The organism is Homoserinimonas sp. (assembly GCF_056262345.1).
Window position 1 is genome coordinate 1 of record NZ_JBACFR010000198.1, and the last position, 6146, is coordinate 6146.

At 65.6% G+C, this 6146-nt stretch carries 6 protein-coding genes and 1 pseudogene; 5 read left to right on the forward strand and 2 right to left on the reverse strand.

The window, feature by feature from the left end:
* Positions 1-130: 130 nt before the first annotated feature.
* Together AC062T_RS09660 and AC062T_RS09665 are read left to right on the forward strand one after the other, a co-directional pair.
* Positions 131-490, forward strand: coding sequence for a sterol carrier family protein (locus tag AC062T_RS09660; RefSeq protein WP_476029519.1), 360 nt, complete (start codon positions 131-133; stop codon positions 488-490).
* A gap of 52 nt (positions 491-542) precedes the next feature.
* Positions 543-977, forward strand: a complete 435-nt coding sequence (locus AC062T_RS09665; RefSeq protein WP_476029521.1) for a hypothetical protein — start codon at positions 543-545, stop codon at positions 975-977.
* Between the two features lie 5 nt (positions 978-982).
* On the opposite strand, the gene purF is transcribed toward AC062T_RS09665, so the two are convergent.
* Positions 983-2443, reverse strand: coding sequence for an amidophosphoribosyltransferase (purF, locus tag AC062T_RS09670; RefSeq protein WP_476029523.1), 1461 nt, complete (start codon positions 2441-2443; stop codon positions 983-985).
* 84 nt (positions 2444-2527) lie between these two features.
* Between purF and purM the strand changes: the two genes are divergently transcribed.
* On the forward strand, positions 2528-3619 hold the full coding sequence (purM, locus tag AC062T_RS09675; protein ID WP_476029525.1) for a phosphoribosylformylglycinamidine cyclo-ligase: 1092 nt from the start codon (positions 2528-2530) through the stop codon (positions 3617-3619).
* 159 nt (positions 3620-3778) lie between these two features.
* Here purM and AC062T_RS09680 read toward each other — a convergent pair whose 3' ends face one another.
* Entirely contained in the window at positions 3779-3979 is a 201-nt protein-coding gene (locus AC062T_RS09680; RefSeq protein WP_108518151.1) for a DUF3073 domain-containing protein, read from the reverse strand.
* A 201-nt stretch (positions 3980-4180) separates the two neighbouring features.
* On the opposite strand from AC062T_RS09680, the gene AC062T_RS09685 reads away from it, so the two are divergent.
* Both AC062T_RS09685 and AC062T_RS09690 read left to right on the forward strand, forming a co-directional pair.
* Positions 4181-5275 (forward strand): FAD-dependent oxidoreductase, encoded by a 1095-nt coding sequence (locus AC062T_RS09685; RefSeq protein ID WP_476029527.1) that lies wholly within the window; start codon positions 4181-4183, stop codon positions 5273-5275.
* A gap of 44 nt (positions 5276-5319) precedes the next feature.
* Positions 5320-6146: pseudogene (locus AC062T_RS09690) on the forward strand (hypothetical protein); the annotation flags it as partial.

The window sequence follows — 6146 nt, forward strand, 5'->3', positions numbered from 1 at the left end:
TGCCACGCAGAGACAATCCGAGACGCCGTGAGCGGCTCTAGGTCGGCGGTCAAGTAGTTGGCGGCGACATCCATACAGCCAGTGTGGCATCCACAACACTGGCGGCAGGCCCCTTGCTACCGTTGCATGCATGGCCAAGCCCCGCATCCAGACCCACATCGGGGCGCACGCCGTGCGTCAGGCTCTCGAGGGCGCCGCCGACCGGGAGACGATCGCGACGGCAACGCGCTACCTGCTCCAGGTGCTCACGGATGCCGCGCCCGGGCCCACCGTGGAGGTGCGGGTGCCTCCGTTCGGTGCCGTGCAGTGCGTCGAGGGGCCCACTCACACCAGAGGAACCCCGCCCAATGTGATCGAGATGGCCCCGGCCACATGGATCGCCCTCGCTACTGGCGGAGTCTCGTGGGCCGACGCGCTCGCCGACGCGCGCGTGTCAGCATCCGGAACCCGCGCCGACCTCTCGGGGCTGCTCCCGCTCGCCTGGCAATAGCAATCGCACATTCACGGCGATCGCGGATGCTCGGGTCGGGGAGAATAGACGTATGAGTGAGAACACGGCCGGTCAGCACGCAGAGGGCGACAGCCCCACGAGCCCCGCGCAGCACACGGACCTCGGCCAGCCCAGCGCGGTGGGCCATCCCGATATCCCGGTCGGTGGCGCGGTCGACATCGAGCCCGTAGTGGAGGTTCAGCAGCTGAGCATTCGGCGCGCGCCCCGCATTCCCGTGTTCCTCGTACTCGGTGGCCTCGTCGGCTTTATCGTTGCGCTCATTCTCACGGCGGCATTCGAGATCGACCCGCTCGTCGGGTTCCCCGCGATGCTCGGGTACCTCTCGATCTTCTGCATCCCCGCCGGCATCGCACTCGGTGCGCTTGTGGGGCTGCTGCTCGACCGTCGTTCGAGCAAGCGGGCACGCCAGCTCACGGTCGAGCACGAGAGCGTGCGCGAGCTAGAGCACGGCACCGACCAGCTCTAGGCGGGCTAGCTGAGCTGGTTCTGCTCCACCCAGCGCAGGTACTCCTCGCTCACGGTGCCCGTCACGTACTCGCCCGTGAAGCAGCTCATCTCGAGCTCCGTCACACCGGATCCCTCGAGAATCGCCGCCTGCATGTCGGCGACCTCCTGGTAGATCAGGTTGTCTGAGCCGAGCTCCCGGTTGATCTCGGGAATCTTGCGACCGTGGGCCACGAGCTCCAGCCGCGACGGCATGTTGATGCCGTAGACGTGGGGGTATCGAACGGGCGGGGCCGCCGAGGTGAAGGTCACCTTGTTGGCGCCGGCCTGGCGGGCCATCTCCACGATCTCCTTGGAGGTCGTGCCGCGAACGATCGAGTCGTCGACGATGAGGATGTTCTTGCCGCGGAACTCGCTGCCCATCGCGTTGAGCTTTTGCTTCACGCTCTTCTTGCGCTGAGCCTGGCCGGGCATGATGAACGTTCGGCCAACGTAACGGTTCTTGTAAAAGCCCTCGCGGTATTCCACGCCGAGCTTTTGAGCGACCTGCATTGCGGCAGGGCGCGACGAGTCGGGGATGGGCATGACAACGTCGATGTCGCCGAGCGGGGTGTGCTTGGCGATGGTGTCGGCGAGGCGGTTGCCCAGCCGCAGCCGGGCCTCGTAGACCGAAATGCCGTTCATGATCGAGTCGGGGCGGGCCAGATACACGTATTCGAACGAGCACGGCACCAGGCGCGGGTTCGCTGCACACTGCTGCGACACCATCTCGCCATCGAGCGAGATGAAAATGGCCTCGCCGGGGGCAACCTCTCGCACGATGTCGTAACCGCCGCTTTCGAGGACGAGCGATTCAGAGGCGACGACCCACTCGGTGCCAACCAGGCCAGAAACGCGTCGGCCGAGCACGAGGGGGCGGATGCCGAAGGGGTCGCGGAACGCCAGCAGACCCTTTCCGGCAATCATCGCGATGGCCGCGTAGGAGCCTTCGACGCGCTGGTGAAGCCTGCTCACCGCGGCGAAGACCTGGTCGGGGTTCAGCTCCTCGCTGCCCGTGATCTGCTCCTGCAACTCGTGGGCCAGAACGTTGACGAGCAACTCGGTGTCTGACGTCGTGTTGAGGTGGCGGCGGTCGATGTGAAAGAGCTCGCTCGTGAGCTCACGCGTGTTGGTGAGGTTGCCGTTGTGCACGAGCATGATGCCGTACGGCGCGTTCACGTAGAACGGCTGAGACTCCTGCTCATTGGATGCTTCGCCCTTCGTGGCGTAGCGCACGTGGCCGAGACCCATGGTTCCGGGCAGGGCGCGCATGTCCCGCGTGCGGAATGCCTCCCGCACCTGGCCCTTGGCCTTGTGAGAGTGAAACATCGAACCGTCGGCGGTCGCGATTCCTGTTGAGTCTTGCCCACGGTGCTGCAGCAAGAGAAGGCTGTCATAAACGAGTTGGTTGGCAGGCTCAGAAGAGACGATGCCGACGATGCCGCACATTCGGTGCAGACTCCAGACCGTAGAGTTGGGGAGGAACGAACATAGTCTTTCACGCCGCACCCGGCCGACGAAATGGAACCTTCAATGGCAGACAGCTACGCCGCAGCAGGAGTGGACACCGCGGCCGGTGACCTCGCAGTCGAATTGATGAAATCTGCGGTCGCTCGCACCCACGGCGCCCAGGTGCTGGGCGGGGTCGGCGGCTTCGCCGGGCTCTTCGACGTCTCGTTTCTCACGGCGTTCAAGCGCCCCCTTTTGGCCACATCCACCGACGGTGTCGGCACCAAGGTTGCCATCGCCCAGGCGATTGACAAGCACGACACGATCGGCCAGGACCTCGTCGGCATGGTCGTCGACGACATCATCGTGGTTGGCGCCACCCCCCTCTTTATGACCGACTACATCGCCTGCGGCAAGGTTGTGCCGCGGCGCATCGCCGACATCGTGGCCGGCATCGCTCGGGCGTGCTCCGAGACCGGCACGGCCCTCGTTGGCGGCGAGACTGCAGAGCACCCCGGCCTACTCGGCGTCGACGACTACGACGTCGCCGGTGCTGCTGTGGGTGCCGTCGAGGCGGATGCTCTGCTCGGCCCGCAGCGGGTGCAGAACGGTGACGTCGTCATCGGGATGCAGTCCTCTGGCCTGCACAGCAACGGGTACTCGCTCGTTCGCCACATTCTCGCGGGTGCCGGTGTTTCGTTCACCGAGACATCCGACTCGCTGGGCGGAGTTGTCGGCGAGGTTCTGCTCGAGCCGACACGTCTGTACACGGGGCCGCTGGTGCGGTTGCTGCAGAAGCATCCGACCGCGGTTCATGCGCTGAGCCACGTGACGGGCGGCGGCATCGCCGCGAACCTCGCGCGGGTGCTGCCGCAGGGGTCGTGGGTCGAGGTCGACCGGTCAAGCTGGGCGCCGCAGGATGTGTTCAGGGTGCTTGCCGATATGGGCGGAATCACGCTGGGAGATACCGAGGGCACCTGGAACCTCGGGGTCGGCATGTTTGCCGTCGTCGCTGCCGATTCGGCGGCCAAGGTCATCGAGTTCATGAACGCCGAGGGAATCCCGTCATGGGTTGCCGGCGAGGTATCCATGGCACAGCGTTCGTTCGACGGGTTCGAACAGGGCGCCAAGGGCGTTGACGGCGGGGCGGTTCGCCTCACGGGCGCATTCGCTTAGTGCCACCTGCCCGGGCCAGAGAGCGCCCGGGAATGTGCCGCCACGGCGCGCAAGAGCATCCCGCCGATCATTAGATCTGCGGGATGCTCTGTGACTGCTTAGCGCTGTTAGTTGGCGCTAATTATGAGCGCTGTCTGCTTCGCGCTGAGGGTGCGACGGTTACGCTGTGCGCGTTTCGTCGCCTCCATCCGCGAACTCAGGCCACTTCTCGAGGTCTTCTTCGAGTCGTGCTGCCGCTGCTGCGTCGCGCTCTGCAGACGTGAGTTCACGTGCAAGCGCGTCATAGTTGGTCTCCGGACTGAAGTACTTCAGCTCCCGGGCGACCTTGGTGTGCTTTGCTTTTTGACGGCCGCGCCCCATGGGTTTGACCCCCTCACGATTCCTGCCCGACGCCTGCAATTGCTGCTCGGGATTGACCAACAAGGAACTACAAAAACTAACTGCCCACTTTAGCATGCCCGGTCAGCCCAAACCCCGGGCGCGCCCTGTGGATCACGTGGCTAAGCGTCTTTGCCGGGGAGTCATGACAGTTCGCCCAGATAGGCCCGCTAACGTATCGACGTGACCACAACGCAGACTCGAGCATCCGTTGTTGTTATTGGGGCCGGGCAGGCGGGGCTTTCGGTGGCGTATTACCTGAAGCGGCTTGGGCTTGAACCCGGTGACGGCCTGGTTGTCCTCGACCGCGGGCCCGGAGCCGGCGGTGCTTGGCAGCACCGCTGGGAGGCCCTGCGCATCGGCGTCGCTCACCGCATCAACGACCTGCCGGGGCTCGACGACCTCGGCCTCAGCTTCGAGACGGCCGATCGCCAGCGGCCCGCACGCGAGGTCGTCGCCGAATACTACGAGGCCTACGAAAAGCACTTTGAGCTCGATGTTGTGCGGCCAGCATCCGTCACGCAGGTCTTCAACCGCGGCATCGACCTGGTCGTCGAGTACGCGGATGTCGATGGGCTGCATGAGATCGTCACCGATGTTGTCGTCAACGCCACAGGCACCTGGGGCAGCCCGTTCGTGCCCTGGTATGGCGGACTCGACGGGTTTGAGGGCGAACAAGTCACCACGACCACCTATCGCGATGCGAGTGATTTCGAGGGCAAGAGCGTGGTGGTTGTTGGTGGAGGCACCTCGGCCATTGGCTTCGTGATGGAGCTCGAGAACGTTGCGGCCACCATCACCTGGGTGAGCCGCAGGCCCATCGAGCTTCGCGACGACGGCGAGCTCAACCTCGAAGACAGCAGACGCGCTGTCGCGGCACAGGACGAGGCGGCCCGAGAAGGCAGGGCTCTTCCCAGCGTGGTCAGCGGCACGGGGGTGCCGCGAACGCGCCGCATCCAGTCGGCCATCGAGCGGGGCCTGCTCGAGCGCAAACCGATGTTCGACCGAGTGGATGCCACTGGCGTCATCTGGCCAGACGGCACGCGAGCCGATGCCGATGTCATCGTGTGGGCCACCGGCTTTCGGCCAGAGCTTCGCCACCTCGCCCCGCTGCGCCTGCGCGAGAAGGAGGGGGGAGTCACGGTCGGCAACGCGTCGTCGTGGAAGGACCCTCGCATCTTCTTTGCCGGGTATGGGCCTCAGGCATCAACAATTGGGGCGCAACGCTCCGGTCGCACGATCGCCCGCCAGGTGATGGCGCAGCTCAACAACCTCTAGGCCCCCTCGCCGTCGAAGCGCTTCATCGAAACCAGTATTCTGGGGTGATGGGGGAAGTCGCGGTGGTTCGGTCGTCTCCCGTCGTGCGCTCACTGCGGTGGGCCCTCGCGTTGCTCGGAGCCTCGTCCATTGCCCTCGGGAGCGCACTGCTGAACCTGGCCGTCGACCCCGCCGCCGCCACCGGCGTCGCCCTCTACACCGTCGTGGTCTGCATCTATCTCGCCGCGGGCATCCTGGCCTGGTGGCGTCGCCCCGGCAACCGCATGGGGGCACTCATCGTGCTCGCGGGCTTTGCCGTCCTCGCCGCCGGGCTCTCGAATAGCCTCAATCTGCAGCTGACGATCGTGGGCACCGTCAGCGCCACGGTCGTGCTCGCCCTGACGGTGCACCTGCTGCATGCATTCCCCTCTGGCCGCATTCAGGGCAGAGCCTCTCGCTGCATTGTCTTCGCCGCCTACGCCAACTCGCTCGTGCTGGAGGCTCCTGGCTACCTCTTCGACCCCGGCGCACAATCGCCCCTGTTCGTCGGCGACCTTCCGGGGCTCGCGGCCACAGCATCCGTGCTTCAGAGCGTGATCGGGCTCGCCGTCGCCATCGGCACGGCCAGTGTTCTTGTCTCGCGACTGCGTGCGGCAGATGCTGCGCGCCGGCGAACCCTCGTGCCGCTGTTCGCCTACGGCATGCTGGCCATTCTGTTCATCCCGTTCAGCTCCGTCGTTCTCGAGGGGCTCTTTGGGGTCGACTCCTACTGGCGGGGCATTGCGCAGCTGGTTGTGATCGGGGGCGTTCCGATCGCATTCACCCTGGGCATCCTCCGCGGCGGCTTCGCTCGGACCGCCGGCCTCTCGGAACTCGAGACCTGGCTGGGGGC